Source organism: Peptoclostridium litorale DSM 5388 (assembly GCF_900141635.1).
GTDB lineage: Bacteria > Bacillota > Clostridia > Peptostreptococcales > Peptostreptococcaceae > Peptoclostridium > Peptoclostridium litorale.
On the sequence record NZ_FSRH01000016.1, the window covers coordinates 42,139 to 66,590 of the forward strand.

18 protein-coding genes are annotated in these 24,452 nt (G+C 42.9%); all 18 read right to left on the reverse strand.

Going from position 1 to position 24,452, the window contains the following annotated elements:
- Nucleotides 1-20: 20 nt before the first annotated feature.
- The 18 genes from BUQ87_RS13085 to BUQ87_RS13170 all read right to left on the reverse strand — a co-directional run bounded on the left by BUQ87_RS13085 (nucleotide 21) and on the right by BUQ87_RS13170 (nucleotide 24,452).
- Complete coding sequence (locus tag BUQ87_RS13085; protein ID WP_038266416.1) at nucleotides 21-1,325, reverse strand: TRAP transporter large permease; 1,305 nt, start codon at nucleotides 1,323-1,325, stop codon at nucleotides 21-23.
- A complete protein-coding gene (locus BUQ87_RS13090) occupies nucleotides 1,325-1,759 on the reverse strand; it encodes a TRAP transporter small permease (RefSeq protein WP_207647196.1) in 435 nt (144 codons plus the stop codon). The genes BUQ87_RS13085 and BUQ87_RS13090 overlap by 1 nt, the downstream gene beginning before the upstream one ends.
- 426 nt (nucleotides 1,760-2,185) lie before the next feature.
- Nucleotides 2,186-4,204, reverse strand: coding sequence for a methyl-accepting chemotaxis protein (locus BUQ87_RS13095; protein WP_077216602.1), 2,019 nt, complete (start codon nucleotides 4,202-4,204; stop codon nucleotides 2,186-2,188).
- A 177-nt stretch (nucleotides 4,205-4,381) separates the two neighbouring features.
- Nucleotides 4,382-5,476, reverse strand: coding sequence for an NAD/NADP-dependent octopine/nopaline dehydrogenase family protein (locus BUQ87_RS13100; protein ID WP_038266419.1), 1,095 nt, complete (start codon nucleotides 5,474-5,476; stop codon nucleotides 4,382-4,384).
- Between the two features lie 470 nt (nucleotides 5,477-5,946).
- Nucleotides 5,947-7,233 carry a flippase gene (locus tag BUQ87_RS13105; RefSeq protein WP_038266422.1) on the reverse strand — a complete coding sequence of 429 codons (1,287 nt, stop codon included), beginning with the start codon at nucleotides 7,231-7,233 and terminating at the stop codon, nucleotides 5,947-5,949.
- A 78-nt stretch (nucleotides 7,234-7,311) separates the two neighbouring features.
- Nucleotides 7,312-8,175 carry a glycosyltransferase family 2 protein gene (locus BUQ87_RS13110; protein WP_052636194.1) on the reverse strand — a complete coding sequence of 288 codons (864 nt, stop codon included), beginning with the start codon at nucleotides 8,173-8,175 and terminating at the stop codon, nucleotides 7,312-7,314.
- A 17-nt stretch (nucleotides 8,176-8,192) separates the two neighbouring features.
- A complete protein-coding gene (rfbD, locus tag BUQ87_RS13115) occupies nucleotides 8,193-9,038 on the reverse strand; it encodes a dTDP-4-dehydrorhamnose reductase (protein ID WP_077216604.1) in 846 nt (281 codons plus the stop codon).
- A gap of 18 nt (nucleotides 9,039-9,056) precedes the next feature.
- The gene (gene rfbB / locus BUQ87_RS13120; RefSeq protein ID WP_038266424.1) at nucleotides 9,057-10,070 is read right to left on the reverse strand and encodes a dTDP-glucose 4,6-dehydratase; all 1,014 of its coding nucleotides are present in this window, start codon (nucleotides 10,068-10,070) and stop codon (nucleotides 9,057-9,059) included.
- A gap of 57 nt (nucleotides 10,071-10,127) precedes the next feature.
- The gene (rfbC, locus tag BUQ87_RS13125; RefSeq protein WP_038266426.1) at nucleotides 10,128-10,685 is read right to left on the reverse strand and encodes a dTDP-4-dehydrorhamnose 3,5-epimerase; all 558 of its coding nucleotides are present in this window, start codon (nucleotides 10,683-10,685) and stop codon (nucleotides 10,128-10,130) included.
- A complete protein-coding gene (gene rfbA, locus BUQ87_RS13130; RefSeq protein ID WP_038266429.1) occupies nucleotides 10,664-11,572 on the reverse strand; it encodes a glucose-1-phosphate thymidylyltransferase RfbA in 909 nt (302 codons plus the stop codon). The genes rfbC and rfbA overlap by 22 nt, the downstream gene beginning before the upstream one ends.
- 14 nt (nucleotides 11,573-11,586) lie before the next feature.
- A complete protein-coding gene (locus BUQ87_RS13135; RefSeq protein ID WP_038266431.1) occupies nucleotides 11,587-12,786 on the reverse strand; it encodes a glycosyltransferase family 4 protein in 1,200 nt (399 codons plus the stop codon).
- Between the two features lie 4 nt (nucleotides 12,787-12,790).
- The gene (locus tag BUQ87_RS13140) at nucleotides 12,791-14,143 is read right to left on the reverse strand and encodes a nucleotide sugar dehydrogenase (protein ID WP_038266433.1); all 1,353 of its coding nucleotides are present in this window, start codon (nucleotides 14,141-14,143) and stop codon (nucleotides 12,791-12,793) included.
- A gap of 215 nt (nucleotides 14,144-14,358) precedes the next feature.
- Entirely contained in the window at nucleotides 14,359-15,246 is an 888-nt protein-coding gene (locus BUQ87_RS13145) for a heparin lyase I family protein (RefSeq protein ID WP_159434340.1), read from the reverse strand.
- A gap of 302 nt (nucleotides 15,247-15,548) precedes the next feature.
- On the reverse strand, nucleotides 15,549-17,828 hold the full coding sequence (locus tag BUQ87_RS13150) for a heparin lyase I family protein (protein ID WP_038266438.1): 2,280 nt from the start codon (nucleotides 17,826-17,828) through the stop codon (nucleotides 15,549-15,551).
- A 504-nt stretch (nucleotides 17,829-18,332) separates the two neighbouring features.
- Complete coding sequence (locus BUQ87_RS13155; RefSeq protein WP_038266440.1) at nucleotides 18,333-20,297, reverse strand: heparinase II/III family protein; 1,965 nt, start codon at nucleotides 20,295-20,297, stop codon at nucleotides 18,333-18,335.
- A 41-nt stretch (nucleotides 20,298-20,338) separates the two neighbouring features.
- Nucleotides 20,339-21,385, reverse strand: coding sequence for a glycosyltransferase family 4 protein (locus BUQ87_RS13160; RefSeq protein WP_038266441.1), 1,047 nt, complete (start codon nucleotides 21,383-21,385; stop codon nucleotides 20,339-20,341).
- Between the two features lie 12 nt (nucleotides 21,386-21,397).
- A complete protein-coding gene (locus BUQ87_RS13165; RefSeq protein WP_038266445.1) occupies nucleotides 21,398-22,882 on the reverse strand; it encodes an asparagine synthetase B family protein in 1,485 nt (494 codons plus the stop codon).
- A 43-nt stretch (nucleotides 22,883-22,925) separates the two neighbouring features.
- Complete coding sequence (locus tag BUQ87_RS13170) at nucleotides 22,926-24,452, reverse strand: asparagine synthetase B family protein (protein ID WP_038266446.1); 1,527 nt, start codon at nucleotides 24,450-24,452, stop codon at nucleotides 22,926-22,928.

The window sequence follows — 24,452 nt, forward strand, 5'->3', positions numbered from 1 at the left end:
CCTCCTTTATATTCAAATAATTATAGTAGCCCCATGATTCTTGGAACAAACAGTGAAAGTTCTGGCATGAAAGTCGTGAGCACTACAACCGGTGCATATCCGAAAATCAGGAATGTCATTGTCGGCTTTAATATTTCGCTGAATTCACATTTACCTATACGCATTCCCAGGTACAGTATGCTGGCATAAGGCGGCGTTACGCCTCCCATTGCAAGGTTTACACCCATTATCGCCGCGAAGTGAACCGGACTCATTCCCAGCTTTGTAACCAGTGGCAGCAACAGCGGTGCAACAAGTATCATACCAGTTGTATCGTTTACTATCATACCTACAAAGAACAGGAAAACATTGATTATAATGAGCATAATCATTTTGTTTTGAGTTATGTTGAAGAACATTTCTATTATGGCCTGCGGCACCTGTAACATTACATATGTCTGGCTCAGCATAAGAGTGAATATTATCATGGTCATTATTGCTCCAACCGAAGTGGCCGATTCCTTTGCAACCCTGTAGAAATTGTCGCCTTTTAGTTCTTTATAAACAAAGAATCCTATAGGTATTGCCATGACTGCCGCAACACTGGCAGCTTCTGCCGGCGTGAAAACTCCGCCGTATATTCCCCCAAGTATTACTACCGGCATTGCCAGTGCTGGTAGCGCAACCGTAAACTTGTTTATAGCCAGTTTAGTCTTTTCAGCTGCCGGCATTGGCGGCGGCACTATTATGTCTGGATTCTTTCTGGCCCAGAAAAGATTTAGAATCGAAAACGCTGCAACTATGAGTAGTCCCGGAACCAAAGTGGACATAAAGCATGCAAGAATGGAAGTTTCAGTAACCCATCCGTAAAGTATCATTATTACACTAGGCGGGATCAGTAGCCCCAGTATTGACGAAACCGTAACTAGCGCTGTTGCATAACCCCTTGAATACCCTTGTGCAACCATCCTCGGTATAAGTATTGGGCCCGTTGCAGCTATACCTGTAAATCCACTGCCTGATATGGCCCCTATGAAAGCGGATACCGTTACGGCAACTACGCCTATTCCGCCTTTCACTCTGCCTACGAAAACATCCGCAAGGTCAAGAAGTCTTTTTGCTATACCACTTTCACCCATAAGCAGTCCCGCAAGTACAAACAAGGGGCTTGCAAGAAGAATAGGGCTTACTATCTGTGAGAACGACCAAAGCATCATACTCTTCATTGACACGCCCCCGAATATGGACATGAACAGCAGTGCTCCTCCAAAGCAATACGGAAGAGGTATACTCATCATCAAAAGAAATACCAAAAGTAAAACGTCTAAAAGTACAATCGTTAACATTATGCAGCCTCCTCCTCTTTTTCTTTATCATGTTTAACAAAACGTATCATATAGTCACCCATCTCAACAGCTGTGTATATTGTCATAAGTACAAGGCCTACAAGAATAGCGCATTCTCCGAAAAACAGCGGAAGTCCAACAAGGTCTGTAAATTTCCATACACTTAATGAATAAGAAAAATACCAGTACGACCAGTATGTCAGCCAACAGCTGACTCCTAAGGCTAAAATTCCCTTTACTATGTTGAAAATTTGAATTGCCCTATCACCTTTGATATAAAGCGTAAGTATTCCACAAGTTATATGATTCCTTTCCATAGAGGCGTTTGCCCCCCCAAGCATGTAAAGCCATATAGTCGGAAATATCATAATCTCCTCTATCCCCATGAGCGGCGCCTTGAATACATATCTTAGCAGTACCTGATAAAACACCATACAAGGTAGCAGGATCATAAGAAATGAAGTTGCTATTTCCTGAAACTTATTTACTGTTGTCCAAGTTTTCTTCATATTAGAATTTATTTGCATCTAATTCCCTCCTTCACTAAATTGATAAACACATAGTTATGCGGTGCATTAATAAAATTAAAATTGCATGTGTTGATTTGTTTGAATCTTTTCTACATTTGCAAACGTTTGTCCCCCCTTCAAAAAAATTTTCGGTATTTTTTTGAATCTTTATTAAGTTTGTTGAGTTTATTTGTTTAATTGTACTACAATCAAACAGTATCTGCAAGTAGTAAATTCAGTTTTTTTCAATAGTCTGAATATTTCTTATTTTCAGCGGCTCCAGCACTTGTTTTTACTAGTTAGTAGCATTATAATCAACTTGTTTTTTACTTCCTGCAGCCCTTTTTGCCGTTAAACCTTGAAAATGCCTATCGACTCATTAAGCAATTTTATAGTCTCATCAAGCTCTTTTACAGACTCTTTTATGCTTTCTATGGACATTGTCTGCTCTTCTATTGACGCACTTATCTCCTGTGTTGACGCTGTTGCAGCATGGGAATCCTCAAGTATGCCTTCTATCGATAAAAGCATGCTTTCCTTGACATTTTTTATTTGAGATATGCTTTCATTCGAACATTTAATTTGAGATACCACTTCTTCGATTTTCATTTGTATTTGACTAAATGCATCCATTGCATAAAATATGGATTCATTGGAATGCTCTGATTTTATAATGGAGTCTTCAAGCAGTTTCTCTACATCTCCAATAACTTTCATTATGTCACTTATCATTTTGCGTATATCCAGCGAGGCCTCTGCAGACCTGTAAGCAAGCTTTCCAACCTCGTCTGCAACCACCGAGAACCCTTTGCCATGTTCACCGGCTCTTGCCGCTTCTATGGACGCATTTAGCGACAATAGATTTGTCTCTTCGGCAACGGCATTTATAAGAGCCACTATTGTTTCAATTGATTTCGATTTCAAAAGCAGCTCCCCTATGCCTGCAGAAATGTCTTTTTGAGACTGTTCATTTTCAGTGTAAATTGATTTCATCTTGTCTATGGATTGCTTGATAAGACTGTTTTTTGTTTTCATTTCATTTGCACTTTCATCCACAGTCCTTATTCGGCTGCTTAAATTCTCAATCTCTTTCCCAAGTACACCTGTAACTTCAAATCCGTTTTGAACTTTGTCTGACTGAGATAATGCTGTTGCTGAAATCTCAGCTGCACTGCATGAGATTTCCTCTGACTCATGGCTCATTTGTTCAACTGACTGAGATATGATGTCTGATTTTTCAAATGCCGCCTTTGCTATATGCTGGCTATTCCCTATCAGCTTTTGAATATTTCCCGCCATCTTTTCAAGAGATTTTGAAAGCATGAAAATTTCATCCTTCCCTTTAATCTCATCGAATTTCACCTTAAGATTTCCTTCTGCCATCTTTTCCGCATTTTGCTTAAGCCTGATAATGGGCTTTGTTATTGCGCTTCCCAGGAAAAGTGCAAATCCCAGCACCAGGATTAAAGCTGTTACATTAATTGCATAATAAGTGTTTCTAATTGACTTGACTTGTGAATACACAATATTTTCCGGCACAGATATTCCAAGATGCCATCCTGTGTCCTGAAGCTTTGAATACAGTATTATTCTTTTTTCGTTGTCCACGTTCATTATCACTTTGCCGCTTTCGCTTTCTTTAATCTTTTGGGCGAGCTCTTCAAATTGCACATCTTCAAAAATATTCACATTCAGCATTTCCTCTTTGGGATGCGCTATTATTGAGCCTGACGAGTCAACTAAAAATCCGTACCCTTCTCCCGAGACATTCATTTTCGAAGTCAGCTCGCTCAGCTTTTTAAGCCCAATGTCCGCGCCCATTACAGCACGTATTTCGCCGTATTGGTCTTTTACAGGCACTGTATATGTAATTCTGTAGTCTCCAGATATCGCTTTGTACGGATTCGAAAATATTTCGGCCTTTTTCGCCAGACATTCAGTATACCAAGGCCTTGTTCTTGGATCATATCCTTGCGGAGGAATCCAGTCGCCGCCTCCAACAAACATTCCGCTCTCTTCAAATCCCAAATACATGTTCATTATATCTTTGTCTTGCTTATACGCCTTCACTACATTTGGCGCCGCACTTTCCATGTCTGTCTCTTGCTTTAACACCTCAACAGCAGTTTTGGCAACCGTTGACTTTTGATTAAGCCATCCTTCCAATTCATTTTTTATGCTCATGACACTTGTTTTCATATGTGTGTCAATATTTTCAACCACCTTTTTTTTGATTGTCAGATAACTGAAACTTGATACACTTATAAGGACAATACTTGCAAGCAAAATGAAATATAAGGATATTTTAGTTTTCAACTTCATATTCAGCCCCCTCCCTTTTTTCCGCCTTTCATATATTACCCGCCACATCCAAGTTTAATCGTTCTACATTTAAACAGTTTTTTTGTTTTTTATTAAAACAAAAACCATCCGCGACTAATTATGCCTGTCTGCTGGATGGTTTTAAAGCAATTGCAATGCGAATCGGCCTGTCGGAAAAATTTCCGACAAGCCTTTTCGTATATATTAACACTTTTATCTAAATGCTTATTTCCTTGCCCCTGTTTCAACATAGTTTACAAGTTCCTGCACGCTCATGCCTGCAAGCCCTAGATTTTCAACAGTTCTTCCGCCTTTATCTATATCTTCGCCAAGCATGTATTCTCCAAGCTTAACTATGGTTTCCATTCTGTCCACGTTTACGCCTGCAAGTTTTCCAAGCGACACTATTGCCTTTAGAGAATTTGGTACGTCTTCAAGAACATATCTTGTCTTAAGTGTCTTTTGGCCCATTATTCCATCATATGACTTATTCACTTTAACCTGGTCTGCAAAAGTGTCTCCGTAGGCATCATACATAACTTCAAACCACTCCGTCATAGGTCTTAGCTCAAGTCCAAGAACTCTTCCAAGCTCAAGCCTCTCCTTGTCCATATCTTCAATATACTGTCCTACTGTAGGAGTGAATCCATCATAGTAATACTGCCATTCTCCTTCGCTTTCTATCCTAGCAACATTAAGCAGCGATGGCGCTGGATGCAGCATTGCATTTATATTTTCAAGGCTTGTTGCAAGAACGTTCTTTCCTTCCTTGAATTCAGGGAAAGCAGTGTTCAGAGCCTCAACAACCTTCTTATTTTGAGTGGCAGGAAGAGCTGCAACCTCGTTTATATTTTTCACGCCGAATATGTACGCCTCTCCAGGTACCTTTGCCCTACATGCATAAAGTAGTGTTTGAGTCTCAGCTACAACAACATCCGCCTTGCAGCCGCTTTCATCAAGCACCCTTCTAAACTCAAGGGCTCCACAGCTCGCACCGGGGTGAAGCACTACAATCTGTCCGTCTTCAAGGTGAGGTGCACATGCCTTGGCTATGCTTGCATGGTAAAGTGATGGAAGCACCACTACCACTATGTCAGTACCCTCGATCACCTTTGAAATGTCAGTGCTCGCCATATCAACCTTTCCAAATCCCTGAACAGCTCCTGTAAGCTCTATTCCGCCCTTTTCATTTATGGCGTCTACAGTCTTTTCAAATACGTCATATAGCTTTACTGAAAATCCCTTCACTCCTATGTGTCCGGCCATCGCCTGTCCGCCGTTACCTCCACCTACTATTGCCCAATTAAGTTTCTTACTCATGTTATACCCCTCCCTTTCGATTGTCTGATTGTCCTACATTTAATTCGATTTTTTTAGTAAAGAGCACTAGACTCTTTACCATAGACTTTTAAACACTCTCCCCTTCAAAGACAAAACTATACCGTGGTATATGCGCCCCCTTTTCAACAGATTTTTTACATTCTCCATTTAAATCAAGGAATAGCATTTTTATTTGAAATCTTATGTTTTGTGGAACCTAAAATAACGCTGTGTCATTTGTTTGAAATCGGATTCAATCATACTTTCAATCATTTATCTTAGCTGCGTGCACAATTGAATGTCTATTTCAAACTTTGTTTAATTGTACTACAATTAAACAACTATTTCAATGGGTTTTTTGGATTTTTTGCAAATATATTTTTCCTGCAATCTCCTTTTTATTCCAAATAAAAACCACCCGGTAATTTTCACCGGATGGTCTGTTTAACTAATGCTGGTTCTAATCCCTTTTAGCTGCTGGCCTCTTCACCCCTGTCATTTTCACTTCTGGTTTTCATATAGTAGTATGCGGAAAGCGCAAAGCCAATGGATATTGATATGAACGTGGCCATAGCAGCCCCTCTTCCCTGATATGCGGGTATCAGCACATAGTTCATTCCTATGTTTGCAAGAGTGCTTATTATGTTGAGAAAAAGCACTTTCGACTGCTTTTCATTTGCCACAAGGTAGGTTCCGAGGTAGTAATTCACAAACAGCATTGGCATTGCAAATCCGAATATTTGGAGTATGTGGTATGCCGGAAGGTAGTCTCTTCCAAAGAGCAGAAGTATGCCCAGCTTTGCAAATATGAATATCCCTGCGGCAACTATTATGCCTCCTGCAAAATTCATTTTAAGCACATAAACGCTCTTTTGCTCGTCGAGCGACTTGTTGCTGAGTTTTGGAAGAAGCACAGTAGTCATTACAGACGGGAATATCAAAAGGTTTGTGAGTATCCTTTTTGATGCGCTGTAATACCCTGTTTCTACGTCTCCCATGAACGCATTTATCATCATGACGTCTATTTGCATTGCAAGCAGAGTTATTATGGAGTTCACAAACAGGGGCGAACTCTTTTTCACAAGAGCCAAAACCTCGCTTGACCTCACCTTCACATATTTAAGTTTGTATCTTCTTATCGCCTTGTTCATGCTCATTGCAACCGTCAGCCCGCGGCTGACCAGATAAGCCCCGGCTACAAGCTCCAGCTTTATGCCCTTTGGCCCCAGCAGTACAAATGCGCTTGTGCATATGAGAAGCAGCACATAGTCCAGCACGTCATAAAGCGCCATATAGTGCATCTCCTCACTTGACTGGAAGCATATCTTTGGAACCTTTATGAAGTTTTGCATCAAAAACGCAGCCCAAAATATTAACGCAGCCACCTCCATATCTACAACTCCAGATATGCCCATGAAAACAAACACAATGCTCATTATAGCTGTCATAAAAAATCTCGAAGTGACATTCATTGATATGTACCTGTCCATGCTGTCTTTGTCCTTTGATATTTGCACCACTGAAAATATGTCGGTTCCAAGGTCGAGAAATATTGCCAGTATGCTCATGAGCGCAGTATAGTATCCAAACCTTCCGTAAAGCTCTACTCCAAGATATCTGGCTATTATTGTAGTGACCAAAAGCCCAAAGGCTATGTTCATGAAATGAGCCGCGGTTATGAAAAAACTGTTTCTGGCCACTTTGCTCTCTTTAATCTTTTTTACATCAAGCTTCTTTGCAATTTCCTCCCTGCGCATATGCCTCACCCCCGCCCAAGTTCCCTATAAAGCAAATGCTGCAGTACTAATGTCTGCAGCATTATAATACTGATGTCATCATTCATTTTCCTTGAGGCTTTGAAGCCTTTTCACCTCTTCTTCGTCTTTTGTCTCCTTCTCTTCCTTTAGATATTCAGCATTTTGCTCTCTGTAGTGTATGGCAGTAACTTCATCCAAGAATCCTATCCTTGCGCCAAGCATCCTGAGCCTGTCAAAAAACTCCCCGTCATATGGCATCTGGTATTTCCAGCAGTCTCTTGAATACCTCAAAAATGCCAGCCTCTTGTTGTACATTACTGAAGCGTGCGAAACCCTTCCCCACTCGAATATCCCGTCTCCAACAGTGTCCCAGACGTCCTCTTCAAGCTCTCTTTTCACCTTGGAATATACAACCTCATAGTTGTTTTCCATTGCGAAATTCACGAGCTTTTCAAGGTGATCCGGATGCCATTCGTCATCGTCGTCAGTAGTCGCTATCCAGTCTCCCATGCAAAGGTCCAGAGCCTGAGTGAGCGCAGTGTATCCCGGAACAAACCACCTTTTTTCACTGTCCATGAAGTGCTCCTTAGGATACGCCTGTGAATTATAATATCTTATCCTCGGGTCATCCAGGCTCCTTACGAGCTCTTCCGTATTGTCGCTGCAGTGGTCGGCCACTATTACAACCTCGAAGTTCTGGTATGTCTGCCTCAGTATTCCCTTTAAAGTCCTGTTTACAAGTATGTCAGCCCTGTTGTATGTGGGTATTCTTATCGATATGAGAGGGTTCTCCTTCTTTATGGGGTATATGTCCCTGTTTTCCTGAATCCTTTGCCTGTCAAACCTGTTTTTCAAATAGTAAAGTGAAAAAAATCTGTAAATTCCCCTTTTGCTGTCCTCCCTTATGAGATTCACCCTTCTTTTTATCTTTTTAGAAAGCATATCCATCACCCCTTTTCCTAAAGATATGTACTCAAAAATTCTTTGAGGGCATCCTGCCAGCTCCTCATATAGTAGCCATGATCCCTTTCTAGCCTTCTATTTTGAAGTACTGAATACGAAGGTCTCAGCGCATCCCTTCCCGTCTGTTGGGTTCTTATGGGAATCACATCTATATCCTTTTCCGCAATACTGAATATCTCCCTTGCAAAACCGTTCCAGCTGCACTGCCCGCTGTTTGTAACATGGTAGAGCCCGTAGTCATCTGTGCTTATCAAATGCTCTATGGCCATTGCAAGATCCAGTGAGTATGTCGGAGTTCCCACCTGATCGTCCACCACTTTTATTTCACTCTTTTGCTCCGACAGAGAAAGCATTGTCTTTAGAAAATTGTTTCCATGCGCTCCGTACAGCCATGCTGTCCTGAGCAAAAAATGCCTTGAACAAGCTGCACTTACAAGTCTTTCCGCCTCGACCTTTGACATTCCATACACGTTCAAAGGGTTGGTGTCATCCTCTTCCACATAAGGCGAGCTCTTCTTCCCGTCGAATACATAGTCGCTTGAGATATGCACAAACTTAGCGCCCACCTCTTCGCAGGCGATAGCCAGGTTTTCAGGGCCCTTTGAGTTCACCAAAAATGCAAACGCCTCTTCACTTTCGGCCCTGTCTACATTGTTGTATGCAGCTGCATTTATTACCACCGACGGCCTTATATCCCGTATAAACCTTGCCACCTCGTCCCTGTCCGTAATATCCAGATTCTCTCTCTCTGTTCCCACCACATTGTATTTTCCCTTGAGAAGATTTGAAAGTTCAGTCCCAAGTTGCCCCTTGCATCCGCTTATAAGCAGTTTTTCCACCACATCCACCCTCTTTCAAGCTTATATTCTGCCATACATCCTGTCATAATAATCCATATACTCCTTGCTTCTAACCCTTTCAAGCCATATGCTGTTTTTTACATACCAGTTTATGGTCTCGTTTATGCCGTCTTCAAACTCGTACATTGGCTTCCATCCCAGCTCCAATTGCATTTTGGATGAGTCTATGGCATACCTTCTGTCATGCCCCAGCCTGTCAGTCACATGTTTTATGAGCTTTTCGTCGGCACCTGTGCTCTCTATTATGAGCCTTACTATCTCGATGTTTGTCTTTTCATTATTCCCTCCGATATTGTAGACCTCTCCCGGCCTTCCCCTGTGGAGGACCTCGTCTATGGCCCTGCAGTGATCGCTAACATGGAGCCAGTCCCTTATCTGAAGCCCGTCTCCGTACACCGGAAGCTGCATACCGCTCATTGCATTCGATATCATAAGCGGTATGAGCTTTTCTGGAAACTGATACGGGCCGTAGTTGTTTGAACACCTGGTTATAAGTACGTCCATTCCGTATGTCCTATGGTACGCCCTTGCAAGCATGTCGGCTGAAGCCTTGCTTGCCGAATAAGGGCTGTTTGGCATGAGCGGAGTGCTTTCAGTGAAAAATCCGCTCCCTCCCAGACTCCCGTAGACTTCATCCGTTGAAACCTGAAGATATCTCGAGACACCGTGCTTTCTCGAAGCCTCAAGAAGAACCTGTGTTCCAAGTACATTGGTCCTCACAAACGCCCCGGGGTCCTCTATGCTCCTGTCTACATGGGATTCAGCCGCGAAATTGACAACCATGTCTATGCCGCACTGGAATATGGAATCAACAAGTGCCTCGTTTGCTATGTCCCCTCTTATGAACCTGTACGAATCACTATCCTCTATGTCCCTTAGGTTCTCCAGGTTCCCCGCATATGTCAAAACGTCCAGATTCACTATGTTGTATCCGGTATGCCTTCTTAGCATGTGCCTTATGAAATTGCTCCCTATAAAGCCCGCCCCGCCCGTCACAAGAATAGTCTTTTTCATATTGTCCTCCATTTCTCACCCATTGGATTTGCGCCGCGCATAGCCTTTTGGCCCGCATTAAAATGAAAAATTTGTCTCGCTGAGCTTTTTCAAGGATGCATCTTTTTTTGAAAGCTTTATATCTTCAATCCCTTCCGTAGGCCACTTTATACCTATTTGCGGATCATTCCATATTATTCCGCATTCGTCTTCGGGATGGTAAAATTCAGTGCATTTGTATGTGAATTCCGCCACATCTGAAAGAACCAAGAATCCATGCGCAAAGCCCTCCGGAATGTAAAACTGCCTTTTGTTCTCCTGCGAAAGCTCAACTCCATGCCACCTGCCATACGTTGGAGAGCCTTTTCTGCAGTCGACTGCAACGTCAAACACCTTGCCCGCCACCACTCTCACAAGCTTTGCCTGAGGATGCTCCTTTTGAAAGTGAAGCCCCCTCAATACCCCTTTTGAAGACTTGGAGTGATTATCCTGAACAAACTGCCTGTCTATGCCGTTTTGGGCGAATTCCCTCATATTATAGCTTTCCATGAAGAATCCCCTATCGTCCCCATACACCGTGGGCTCTATTACCAAAAGCCCCTCTATTTCAGTCCTTATAAATCTAAACTTTGACAATGGCACTCCCCTCCGTTTTTGCACTCGTTTGCGATGTCCAGTATGTATCTGCCGTAATCCGTCTTTAAAAGAGGTTTGGCAAGCTCTTCAAGCCTTTTCCCATCTATATAACCCATCCTGAAAGCTATCTCCTCTATGCACGCTATATAAAATCCCTGCCTTTTTTGTATGGCTTCGATGAAATTGCTGGCGTCAAGCAGTGTCGTATGGGTCCCAGTGTCAAGCCACGCCATTCCACGCCCGAAAAGCTCAACGCTGAGCTGCCCCCTTCTCAGGTACTCCTCATTCACGGATGTTATCTCAAGCTCTCCCCTGGCAGAAGGCTTAATGTTTTTGGCTATTTGCACAACCTGCTCGTCGTAAAAATAAAGCCCCGGAATTGCATAATTCGACTTCGGAACCTGCGGCTTTTCTTCAAGCGATGTAACCCTGCCCGATTCGTCAAATCCAACCACCCCGAACTCTTCAGGATGCTTTACATAATAGCCGAATATCACTGCCCCTTCTTCAGTTGATGCAGCCCTTTTGAGAATCTGGGTAAAGCCCTGCCCGTGGAATATGTTGTCTCCAAGCACAAGTGCGACCTTGTCCCCACCTATGAAATCCTCTCCTATTATGAAAGCCTCCGCAAGCCCCCTTGGCTCCTTTTGAACCCTGTAGCTTATGGATATTCCTATATCGCTTCCGTCGCCCAGCAGTTCCTCGTAGTGAGGGATGTCCCTCTCAGTCGATATTATGAGTATGTCCCTTATCCCTGCCAGCATGAGCACTGAGAGCGGATAGTATATCATGGGCTTGTCGTAAACCGGAAGAAGCTGCTTGGAAATCGATTTTGTTATGGGGTAGAGCCTGGTTCCCTTCCCACCCGCAAGAATTATCCCTTTCATAGACATCTTCCTTTCTATTTTTTCCCCTTTATATTTCTGTAAAAATACTCGTATCCTTCAATAAGTGCCTTGCTGGTATGCTCCCAGCCAAGCTCGTTTACGACCCTTTGATACCCGAGCTCTCCCATTCGAATTCTTCTGTCTTCATCGTCAATCAGCTCGACTATCTTGAGCGCCATGTCTTTCGAATCGTTTGGCTTTGCGTAGAGCGAAGCCCCTCCCGCAGAATGTCTCCCTTCTGTTAGATCAAACTGGACTATGGGCTTTTTTAGGGCCATGTATTCAAGCACCTTGTTCATTGTCGATTTGTCATTCATGTCATTGTATTCATCCGGATTTACGCATATGTCCGCGGTGTTGAGATATTCGAGAAGCACCTGGTCGCTCACCCTTCCGGTAAATTCAATCATGTCGTCAAGCCCCATGTTTGCTGTCCTTTTTCTGACCTCCCCCAGGTATGGTCCTCCCCCCACTATTCCAAAGAATATGTCGTCCCGCTTCATATGGTTTTTTATGTGGTGCGCTGCATCCAGAAGGTAGTCCATGCCCTCCTGTTGGCCTATCACGCCAACGTAGCCAACCATATAGCGCCTTCCTCTTTTTATCTCATGCTTTGGAGGCATTATCCTTAGCCTTTCGAGTCTCGGCCCGCTTCTTAGGACAAAAACCCTCTCCGGGCTCATGCCCCCTCTTTCTATGGCTATTTTCTTGTATGACTCGTTTGTGACAAAAGCCATGCAGGCGTTTTTGTATGTCAGCCTTTCAAGCATTATCTGCGACTGGTAGAGCATTCCCCTCTTTTTGAATTTTGCATAAAACAGCTCCGGGCAGATGTCATGGTGGTCGAATATGTAATGCACTCCCCTGCTTTTGAATTTTCTTGCCACAAGAAATATGTTGTCGGGCGGGTTGCATCCGTGAATAACGTCAAATCCAACCTCCTCATACACCTTCTGCGCAAGCCTTGTCTCTTCCCTCAGAGCTGCCGAATATTCCCTGACATAGCCCCCAAATCCGTTGCCCTCCTTCGGAAGGTCGTGCCTGTATATGTGAACCCCTTCCAAAAGCTCATATTCACTTATATAGCCCTTCCCCTTGGGACATATCACCGATACGGTATATCCGTTTTTCACAAGGGTCGTGGCCTCCTGCCAGACCCTCGTGTCAAAAGGGACAGGCAGGTTTTCCACTATTATGAGAACTTTTCTGTCCATATCATCACCTTGCCCCTGCTTTCGAAAGCCCCTCTATGGCATTTATGTTGCTCCAGCTTATGCCCTCGTAGCTTCCGTCATATTCAATGCCATTCCACATTCTCACAAGGTCTATTATTACCCTGCCTGTGTATTTCTCCGGGATATCCTCGAATTCGACCGCCCTGTGACCGACCACTATTACATCGCTCGCCTTTACGACCTCGTCCAGATCGCTGGATATGAAATGTTGAAGATGAGGAATCTTGCTCTCTATATATTCCTTGTTGGTGCCTGTTATTTCAGACAGCTTTACATTCTTGTCGTATATGTTTATGTTGAAGCCCTTTCCAAGCAGCCTTTCCACAACGTCTACCATGGGGCTGTTTCTAAGGTCATCAGTTCCGGGCTTGAAGCTTAGCCCCAAAAACCCTATGTTTCTCTTTCCCTTTTCAATTACTATTTCAACAAGCCTGTCCTTTTGGTGCTCATTGCTGTCTATAATATGCTCTATCACAGGGATTTTAACGTAATTGTCCCTCGCAAGAGTCATAAGGGCCTTCGTATCCTTAGGAAGGCAAGAGCCTCCGTATGCAAATCCAGGCTTGAAATAATAGGGCGATATGTTAAGCTGGGTGTCCTTGCAGAATATGTCCATGACCTTGTGGCTGTCAATGTTTTGGGATTTGCATATGTTGCCCACTTCATTGGCGAACACTATCTTTAGAGCATGGTATGTGTTGTTTACGTATTTCATTATCTCCGCAACCCTTATGTCTGTTTCGACAAATTCACTTGAGATATTGCTGTACAGGTTTTCCATGGCATCTATGGCCCTTTTGTCGTCCGACCCCAGAAGTGTTATAGGGGGATTGAAATAATCTTTAACGGCGCTTCCCTCTCTCAAAAATTCAGGATTTGAAACAAGCGCAAACGACTCATTCCTCTTCTTGCCTGAAAATTCCTCTATCACCGCTCCGACCTTTTCATTCGTTCCCGGAAGCACTGTGCTCCTTATGGCTATTACATGGAACTCCTCCTTTTCCCTGAGCGCCTCTCCGATTTCCTCGGCCACCTTGAATATGTAATCCAGATTCAAGTGCCCTTCTCTGGTGCTTGGAGTTCCCACAGATATTATGGAAATGTCGGTATTTAAAACCGCATATGTTGCATCGAGAGTGGCCTCTAAAAGCCCATTTTCATGTCCCTTCATTATAAGAACATCTATATCCTTTTCTATTATTGTAGGTTTTCCCGAATTGATCTGATTCACTTTGCTCTCGCTAACGTCAACACCTATTACCCTATGCCCTTTTTCCGCAAGGCATCCGGCGCTAACACATCCCACATATCCAAGACCAAATATGCTCACCCTCATAATAATCCCCCTTTTCTATACAAAACATTCCTCTTGCAATCAAGTGTCTGTCATGGTTTGTTTTCCATTACTGATTTTCACTGTATTTTTGAACGCTTTTCAAACACAAATCTTTTTTAATATTTTATTTAAATATACCCTACGTCAATAGTTCCTATTCAGCACAGGCAACATATAAGCAATAATCCCCAAATCGCAGTTAATACTATTTTTACCTACTTATTTTTTCTTTCATATATTCCACTTCCTACCCTTACATCGTCATAGTATATGCAGCTTTCCCCAACAGCCAAATCAACCGGATTTGTCCAGCTTGTATAGTTGTACCTGTACGAGCCTATCTTCAGGTAACTTCCTGAATTGTTATAAGCAGTCTCTCCATACATCTTGTAATCCTCTCCATTGAACGGCAAAAGCGGCTGGCCGTCGACCCAGGCTTCCACATATCCGTCACCTTCGACAGAGTGCTTTATATGCCAAACTATCTCGTGCCATTTTCCTCTTTCGGGAAATATCCCGGTCTTGAAGTCTATCACGTCCATATATGTGGCCGAAAATTCAAGCTCATCCGTAAAAGGCTCCAGTCCAAGAGCAAGTGCAAAGCTTCCGTCAACCCAGTCGTCCCAGGTTTCTCCCGCTTCAAAGTCCGGCTTGCTGTGCCACTGGCCTATTATTTCAGATGCAGAGTTGTGCCTTTTATCCGGGTCTATCATGAATTTCCATGAATACCAGTAGTCCTTGCCGAGTTTTTCGTAATTATCCACCCTAAGCTCTGACCTTGGCCTTATGAAAGGGTTTTCTCCCCTCCATGTGTATGCCATGAATACATTGTTTTCATAGTCCAAAGGGTCCTGCCTTATAGATCCCCCCTGGGCGTTCCTTTTTTCGAGGTGGTCCCACTTTGAAAGATCCCCTTCAAAGTCGTCATAAAAGACGTCTGCTTTAACTATATAGTCTTGAATGTTTTGTATCGAATAGTCATTTTCGATTTCGATTGAATCTTCAGTGTCACAGCTGACGACTGCCGGCGTATCCGTATATGCAAATCCTCCGCTCCTATCGGACGGATGGACCGTCATATTTTGGATAGCAAAGATAATCATTAAAATGCAAGGCGTAATCATTTTTCTGTGTCCCCCCATATATACGACCCCTCTCATGCGCACTCGTGAAAATCAAATTCATATGCGTACACATCCACGACTGGAATACTATTAAACAATATTACTCTGTTTTATTATTAATACCCCTTAATCCCGTCTAAAAATAAATATGATAAGCTAAAAAATGAAAACTGCACACGGCTTAACTAGACTCAGTCTATTAAAGTCCAAAAACAAAAAGGCAAGTGGCGCTTAAGCGCCACTTGCCTTTTTGTTTTATATTAAAGAGGATTTACTAGATATTAAAAGTCAACATCTTCCATGTTTGTAGAAACCTTCACATCGTCATAGTATACACAGCTTTCTCCAGTTGCATACGTTCCCGGATTTGTCCAGCTAGTGTAGTTATATCTGTAAGAACCTACCTTCAGATAGCTTCCTGCTTTGTTGTATGAAGTCTTTCCGTATATCTTCCCTTCTGGGAAAAGAGGTTTTCCGTCCATCCAGGCTTCAACATATCCATTGCTTGAAGTCGAATGTTTTATTTTCCATGTCATTGTATGCCATTTGCCTTTTTCAGGGTATATTCCAGTTCTCTTCATTATTATACCCATAGGAGTAGATGCGAAATCAAGCTCTCCGTTTGGCCTTATCTCAAGCGCCAGTGCAAAGCTTCCATCAACCCAGTTGCTCCACGTTTCGCCTGCTGCATAGTCAGGCTGAGTGTGCCACTGGCCTATTATCTCGGATGCAGAGTCATGGCTGTAGTTCTCGTCTATCATGAACTTCCAAGAATACCAGTATTCCCTGTCAAGGTCTTCACCTATGTTGACTCTAAGCTCGGCTCTAGGCCTTGTGTTCTTGTCGTATCCCTGCCATGTGTAAGCCTTGAATACGTCATTTCCAGAATTCTTAGGATCTTTGACTATCTCTCCGACCTGGCCGTTGTAGTCCTCAAGAGCGTCCCACTGGTTGAAGCTTCCTGATTCAAAGTCATCATAGAACGTATCAGGAGTAGACTGAGGCTGATCCGGCTCTGTTGGAGGGCTTACAGGCTCTTCAGGTGTTGTTGGCTCTTCAGGTGTTGTTGGCTCCTCAGGAGTCCCTGGATCTACTGGCGGAGTTATCGGCTCTTCAGGTGTTGTCGGCTCCTCTGGAGTTCCTGGATCCCCGCTGCTTGCTATTACATTTATGTCCAGCTCGTCAAAATATACAAGGCTCTTTCCTACTGCTCCATCTTCACGAACTACACCAAGCTCAATGCTGTTTCCGTTATTGTCCACAGCTGTAGGCCCGTATATCTTTCCGTCGGTAACTTCTCTTCCGTCAGCCCAGGCTCTTACATACCCGTCTTTTGACCAGTTGACTTCAAGCTGAATGTCAACCCATTCTCCCTTAGGTATGCTTACAGCTTTTGAATCTGTATATCTTCCCGTTTCATTGTTATATAGGAATACAATTATCTTTCCGTCATGGTAGTCTATTCCCACAGGAGGCGCTTCAGAACCTGAATTCGCAGGGAACACTCCTATGGTCTCCCAGCCAGAAGTGTTTGAATGACTTGGGTCAGCCATGAATTTCCACTTGTATACAACCGTATCTCCATATGACTCACCATTGTCATATATCATTCTCGCATAAGAGGCGTTGTCAAGCTCGAATCTCACTGCTTTATTTGAACTGTCCTGCTCATCTGCTACAACTTCAACGCTTCCGTTTCCACTTTCAACGCTCCAGTTTTTAATGTCTCCGTAAGCTTTTCCGCTTGTGAATACAGTAGAGCTTTCCTCTTCAACCGGAGGCTCTGTTACTACTGGTGGCTCTACCGGTGGTTCTGTTACTACCGGTGGTTCTGTTACTACCGGTGGTTCTGTTACTACCGGCGGCTCTACCGAAGAGTCTGCCTCTATTTGTACGTCGTCAAAATACACAAGGCTGCTTCCATAGCTTGAACTCTCCCTTACCACTCCAAGCTCAAGGTAGTTTCCGTCTTCATTTACAGCCGTAGGTCCGTACATTTTCCCATCTGTAGCGTCCTGACCGTCTATGCTCGCCTTCAAATATCCGTCTTCAGACCAGTTTATTTCAAGGTCAAGGTCTATCCATTCTCCCTTTGACACGCTTACAGGGTTTGAATCTATATATTTTCGAGTATTGCTGTCATATATGTATGCTATGACCTTTCCATCATGGTAGTCCACTCCCACAGTCGGTATGCTCGAACCTGAATTTGCGGGGAACACCCCAAGAGTCTCCCAGCTTGAGTCATTTGAATGACTTGGATCTATCATGAATTTCCAGCTGTATTTTACCGTCTTTGAATATGAAGCACAGTCATAGTACATTGCTCTTGCTGAAGTAGCTCCTTTTCTTGGAAGTTTAATTTTCAAAGCCTTGTTTGTCGAATCCGTAGGGTCTTGTGCAATACTCACATTCCTGCTTTCTACCTCCCAATTTGACAAAGTTGATCCAAAATCGTCGCTAAAATAGTCGACGCCGGAACCAGCTGCAAATATAGAACCCGGTATTGCCATTATGAACGACAACACTAAACATGTTAGCTTCTTCCTATTTTTAATCAAGATATCCACCTCTTCTTATACTTTTTGCGGGAGATTTTATAAATCCCCTTAGTGGAAATCTAAATTAATATTTTAGAGATGTATTGTAAATAGGCACAAAATCATAAAGACAGGACTTGATATTTGCATTCAAATGTAAAATACATTTACAGCGCATACAAAATACAAGTGTATGGAATTTTGCAATATTGTCCATGCATCAATAGTTTGAATGCACGCTTAAAAAACCTGTTAAATAAGCCCATGGCTTTCCCCAGATTTCGGATGACATTGCAAAGCTGCATAAACTGCAGGCCGAAATTATAATATGTACCGATGCCCTTAATATTGGGCATCCACTCTAAAAATATGTAATTTTAATTTTCCATTAAGTAGAATTTGACTTTTTATTGAATTCCCGTTGTCTATAGTATAAGTTCACCTCGGCAAATATCATATCCATCAAAAGTCCCATTTTAGCATTTTGTATAATTATATTTAATATTTCTTATGATATTGGGTACTCTAATTTCCCGCTCCAATATCTATATGCGTGCTTATGATTTGATTTCCATAAGCTTTGCCTTTACACCTTATAGCAGTGGTCTTGACCTTTTCCATATAGTGCTTTGACTCCCACTCCTCCTGCAAATGCACCTGAATGTCACAATCCGACTCAAGTTCCATAACTGCATTTGCATTTTCGCCAATTAAAAGCTGTACGACATTTTGTGATTTTTTGACTGCCTTTACGCCGCTTGAAAGCATGAATGTGATAATCCACTCTCCTTCACCGCCGTATATCCTGTCTGTGATGCTTATTCTAGAAGGCTTTATATAGTGTATGTCCCTTTGGTGTATAAGTGGTGCATAGCCGTCATGCCTTGCGGATACAAAGTCTTCACTTTCCGAAAGCTCATGCTCCAGCAGCTGTGCATTTGCCCTTTCCCCCCAAATAAATTCTCCCTTCATGTCCGACTGGTCCTTTCCACTCAGTTCTGCCGTACTGTGGTTTATTGTCTTTCTAAAATAGTCCCTCCACTCCCTTTTAGTGTGGTATACGTAAGTTCCCGGGTCTATAATCACATCCCTGCCACCAAGCCTCAAAGTGATCGAAAGGGCATCCGCATGTCCATGTGCAGCTATGGCCCCATATCCCAGCTCACCGTGATCAAAAGTCAGAAGGACTTCTCCCGCTTCACACTCACCCCTTATCACTGTGTATCCGCCCATTTCATATATTGTCGATTTTTGCACGGGCAGCTTTTCAATGCCCCTGCAAATTTGATTCTGCTCAAAAATCCACTTTATATTCGGCTGGAGCTTTTCCATTTGGGAATACCCCTTTCCAAGGAGTATCGAACAGCCTTGAAGCACGTATTCATAATGGTTGAACGTACTACCTGAATAAAGGTCGAGAAGCCTTCCTTCGTCCGAATCCCCTATTTCAACCACATTCCCCCCGCTGTCCATTAAATCCCTCAAAAAGAGGCACATTTTGTCCAAAATCTCATCGACATGCCTGGGATACTTTATTGAATTTTTTTTAAGCAGCGCGATGCACAGCATATACGACTCTATCACAAAGCTGTGGTAGTGCACCGCCTGCTCTTTGTCCACTCCGTCATAGTGCACCTGCCTTTTTATTTCCCCAGCAAGTACTTCTATGGACTCATCCATCCATTTTTTTATTCCAAAAACTACCGCGCAGATGCACACAATGCTCATTTCAACTATTAGATGGTTGTTTGCAGAAGAATATCTTGACCTGTGGTCCATCACATATTCAACCTGATTGAGGAGAGCGCATTTCAAGTCCTTCAAAAGCTTGTCGTCGGAATGTCCAAATGATGCATGTAAAAATGCATATGTCCACATCCACGAATAAGCCCTTATAGCCATTTCCATGGGACTCGTCCAGCTTATGCCCTTCATGAACGGATTTTTACTGGTCCAATCGTAAAAATTCCCCTTCAAAACCTCCAAATACTTTGATTTTCCGCTCAAATAAAATGCCTTTGCAAGTACCGCCATTTCGAAATGCCTGCCCAGCTCCCAGTTGACCCTTGCATCCCCTATGTCGTCCCTTTGCCTGAAATCCAGTTTTGGAGAGAATTCAAGCGGCCACCTCATCCCTTTTGAAAAGGCGCTCATCCAGTCTATGCCGTCTTCAAACTTCACCGGTTTCCCAAATATAATTACTTTTCCTTCACATATCATATCTGCATATTCAAAATCATTTTCCTCAATGCCTCTTTTAAAATATTCCCCGCCCCTCCAAAGGTCTACATAAAAGGCCTCCGGTATGAATCTCCGGTCGGAAAGGGCCATGCTATCGTCTCCGAGAAGGTCCGCCTGAGTTATAATATAATCTTTTTTTTCATATTTTTTGAGCCTTGTAATTTCATCCTTCTTCTGGCCTATCCTCCAGACCACCTCAGCCGGACTCATCGCCTTAAGCCTTTCATAGTACCATCCTATCCTAGACACCTTTTCACGCCCTTTCAGCCACATGTTTGGAAATGAAGTGCCTATTTTTGCACATAATCCACAGCATCCATAAAACCAGAAAACATATTGCTTATGTGCGCAGTTCCCATAGCTGTGTCTTTTGCATTTTTCGACATTTCACCCAGTACATCCCGATTTCTTATAATGTACATTATCTTTTCCTTGAGTTCCTTCCCGTCTTCTGTCATAAATCCGTTATATCCATTTTTAAGATAGTACACTTCCGGAGGATGGTGAACGTTCATTGTAACAACAGGTTTTCCCCAGAAAAACGCCTCGTTGAGCCCCAGACCCAGATGTCCCGGTATTGAAAATACAGTCGCGCTGTTGAATATGGAGTTGAAATCGACCATATCCCAAATTTCACCCAGATAGTAATAGTTCTCAACAGAATCCATAATGCCCTTTTGCTCGTCGCTTATTCCCTTTCCCACCACAACCACGGCAACATCCTCGCCGCGGAAATTGTCAAGAAGAACATCGAGCCTTTTGTTTTCCTTTATCCGCCCTACAAATAGCACTATGTCTTCCTGCTCTATCTCATATTTTCGCCTTATCTCTTCCTTTGAAAGTATATTTTCTGTATCCACATCCTCAAGATTGAGCGTATTGTATCCGACAAACAGCTTGTGCGAATTCTTGTCACTCACATATTTCTTTTCATTTGGAGAGTAGAGCACTATTGCATCTGAAATATCGTGAATCCTCCTGAATACTGAATTTTTAAACCTGGCATCGGGAGTGTCAAGGTTTATTCCATGGTTCCAATATATCACAGGAACCCCCTTCATCCTGCAGTAAAGGGTCACCGGGAATATTACAATGTCCTTCAGGTGCAAAAATGTTATTACAACATCCGGTCTCATTTTAGATATATACGCCATATACTTCCTGCTGCTCGTGTCTATTATTTGGAGGTTGAATTTAGGCTCGATTCCAACATCCTGCCAGCTTGGAGCGAGAACAGAAAATTCATACCCTTTCTTTTTGAATTCTTCATAAAAATAATTGTAAACCTTCACCCTGTAGTGGAAAACATGGTTGGAAACCAACAGTATCTTCTTCATTTTCCATCCCCCCTATAGTTTTTTCATAAACCTCTTTACCGGATAAAACCAGTCCATGCTGACAAGAATTCCCTTTACAGTGTTTTTTAAAGACGGATTTATGGGCTCTGAAACGACCTGAGACCATAGCTTTTCCATTATCCTCTTGTACAAAGGGCATGTGTACTTGTTTCTGTATGAATGATCTACCGACGCAAATATCTCAAGCAGCGTCCTGCAGCTGAAGGGACAGTATTCCTCAATTGCTATGTCGGTTTCAGTCCTGTGAGACGCCTCCCATATCAGGCCCTCCTCCCAGTAGAACAGTATAAAAGGATCTATGTTCATTTCCTTTGCGAATTGAATGTTTTTGTCTATCCAAATCTGGCACATCTTATCCACATAGTCGTTCCCATTTTTATATCCCAGTTCCATCGAAAAAACCTTCCCGCTTGGAGATTTAATGCTTCCCCTGTAATTCCTTATCACCTCGCTGACATGGCTTGATATGCTCATATATTCCGGATATTTCTTGTAGAACACATTATATATCCCCGCCAGGTTTTCCGTCCTGTAATATGCGGTGTTTTGGCAAAAGACGTCCTTGAACCCCTCGTCAACACTCTCTCCGGATTCGACTATTTCAAAACTCTTGCCAAGTCTCGACATAAGCTTTTGGGGCACTGCTATGTCCTCGTGGCTTTTGTCCATCCACGGAAATTTTATTATAAAATACTTAACTTCATCGCTTATATCCCTGGATGCCGCCAAAAGCATTCTGCTGTCCCATCCCGCAGTAACCGGTATCATTATATTATTCCTCATATAAGCCGCCTTCAAAAAACCCTTTAACATTCTTGCCCCTTTTTCACTTGCCCATTCAAGCGTTCTGCTCTCCAAAGGCTCTTTCGGCCAGTATCTTACAGCATCTCCTCCCAAAATGTCCAAATAAAAATTCGGCCTCAGCGCCTTTACCCCCTTATATATGGTTTCCTCTCCCACCCACTGTTTTTTTGACCTTACAAATGCATCGGACCTGTAAAGCGCAATCGCCCGTTCATCGTCAGTTTCCTCCACCCCCAGGAATTTTTCCATTATGGGCAGCTGGGATGCGCATGAAACCCCATTTTCTCCGACATGGTAATAGACCTCTCTTTGGCCTCCCGCATCGTGAAACATCCTGCAAGTGCCCTCGTCCTCATAAATCGCAGCAAACCTTCCGCTGTATTCAAATGTAGCCCTAAGCAGATCGTCAAAACCTTCATTCTCCTCAAAAATTCTCCCGAGTATCTTATCATTGCCGTACTCCTGGTTTTGCCAATCGAATATGTACCCTAAAAACACAAGCCTCCTGTGCTCGTCTTCAATCTCTATGCAATCCAAATCCGGATGCACATAAAGTTTTTTCTCACCATTGCATATTTCATGCCGCTTCCAGCTGTAAAGCCCTTCTATATCCCGCGATGTCAGCAAAAACTGCTTCCTGTAAAGCAGCTTTTTATAGTCCATCTCACTCATAATGCATCCCCTCCCATTTACCTATGTACTAATTCCCATCAAACTATTTTTTATTTTTTATATTATTTATTTTTAAAGCCCTTTTCACACTGCGCATTCTCCTTTTTATTTTTTTCAGCAGATACATTAGATTTTTAGATACCAATATCCCCTCTAAAGTTCTTTTTAAAGAAGGGTTTACCGGCTCCGACAATACCTGAGGCCAGAGTCTTTTCATTATCTCCTTGTACAGTATGCATTCGTATTTGTTCCTGTACTCGGGCCTTACCGACACCATTGTTTCCAGCAATTTTCTGCAGCTAAGCGGACAGTATTCCTCAAGAGCTATGTCCGTCTCTGTCCTGTGAGACGCCTCCCAGTTTGACTCTTCCCAGTCAAAAAGGGTAAGCAGGTCTATTCCCATGTCCCTCGAGACTTGTGCATTTTTATTTATCCAATCTTCACATGTCCTTATGACATATCCGTTCAAATTCTCGTATCCTATGTATTCCGACAAGTCCTTTCCCGCATAGCTTTTCATCTTTCCCGCATAGCTTCTCACCACCTCGCTCAAATGGCTTGAAATGTTCATGCGGTCCGAAAACATTTTGTAAAACACTCCATATATTCCAGCAAGGTTGTCTTCCCTCGGATACGCGGTGTTGCACTTGAAAATTCTTTCAAACTCACTGTCTGCACAGCCGTTTATATTTATTACCTCGAATCTGCATCCCAGCTTTTCCATGAGCCTTTTGGGAACAGTTATGTCAACATGTCTTTCACTCATGTGTGGGAATCTTATGACAAAATACTCGACCTCTTCTCTTATATCCCTTGTTGCAGCCAGCAATAGCCTGCTGTCCCACCCTGCCGTGACAGGTACTATGAGCTTTTTTCTATTATTGCAGGCCTTCATGAAGCCCTTGATCATAAGCGCCGCTGCATCCGATGCCTCTTCCAACGTAATTTTCTCTATCGGTTTTACCGGCCAGTACCTAAGAGATTTTCCCGTTTTCATGTCAAGATAGTGGTTTGGCCTTAGACACTTTACATTTTTATATATTGTGAATTCGCCAGGCCACTGTTTTTTAGATTTCAAAAAATCCTTTGAACTGTAAAGCTGTAGGGCTTCCTTGTCGTCAGTGTCCTCTATGTTCATGAACTTTTTCATTATGGGCAGCTGGGATGCACAGGATACGCCGTCTTCATCAACAGTATAGTGCACTTCCCTTTGGCCTCCAGCATCGTGGAATATCCTGCAGCCTTCAATGTCCTCATATAGTATTACAAACCTTCCACTGTGCTCGTATGTAGACTCTACGAGATTTTGGAATCCTTGATTTTTCAATATTTCCTGCAGTATCCTTTTATTGCCATACTCCGGATTTTGCCAATCAAATATATATCCCATGAAAATCATATTTCGCCCATTCTCATTGAGCTCTACAACGTCAAGATCAGGATGCACATGTAAAATCTTCGTCCCCTTGCATAGACTGTATCTTTTCCAGCTGGAAAGTCCGTCGATTTTTTTGCCAGTGAGTAAAAACTGTCTCCTGTATAGTAGATTTTCGTATTCCGGATTTTTCAT